The following is a 729-nucleotide window of genomic DNA, read 5'->3' on the forward strand; positions in this document are numbered from 1 at the left end:
GGTCAGTGTTTTGTTTTCACTCATGATCACTCCAATTAATTCCAGATGACTTTTTCACCGTCGAGCAGGGCGTCGATAACGGTATCAAGGCTGCTGCTGGCAATGTTGTCCTTCAGATCTTGATCCAGTATCTGCCGTTGTTGCAGAGAGAAACCGTCGGCCATGACAGGCACGCCCCATTTCAGCAGCTTGTCGAAATGCTCACTGCGGGCGCCTTTGCGAGCCGGGGTAACCCCGTTTTGTACCAGCAGCAGGCGCACGTTGTGGCCGGCATCGTAGAGTTGCCCGGCGAGGGCGAACTGGTGTGCGGTGCGGACCTCGGTGAACGGGTCCTGGCTCTGGATAAACAGGTAATCCGACATGATGACTCCTGGTTCAATGGGGCTGGATGACAACGGGTTGAGCATCCGGCGAGTTGCTATTGGTTGTGCTCTTGTCGTGCACGGTATCGAGACGCTTGCTGCGAATCAGGAAGTCCCCAAACGATTCGCCACTGTTTCTTTGCTCTGCAAAGGCTTCGAACAACGGAGCGATCAAGTCAATGAAGCGACTCTCACTGACGTTGCTGGCGTACAGACGATTGAGCCTGTCGCCATTAAAACTGCCGCCCAGGTACAAATTGTAGAGTCCCGGAGCGCGACCGGTGAGGGCGATCTCTGCCAGATAGGGGCGAGCGCAACCGTTTGGGCAACCGGTTACACGGAGCGTGATCGGTACCTGACTGAGGCC

1 protein-coding gene and 1 pseudogene are annotated in these 729 nt (G+C 55.8%); both read right to left on the reverse strand.

Features of this window, described 5'->3' with window-relative positions; genetic code table 11:
- Positions 1-35: 35 nt before the first annotated feature.
- Positions 36-362, reverse strand: coding sequence for a DsrE family protein (locus A3730_RS05740; protein ID WP_063520570.1), 327 nt, complete (start codon positions 360-362; stop codon positions 36-38).
- A 13-nt stretch (positions 363-375) separates the two neighbouring features.
- Positions 376-729, reverse strand: a pseudogene (locus A3730_RS31130) (hypothetical protein); the annotation flags it as partial.

It is taken from the genome of Alcanivorax sp. HI0044 (assembly GCF_001634945.1).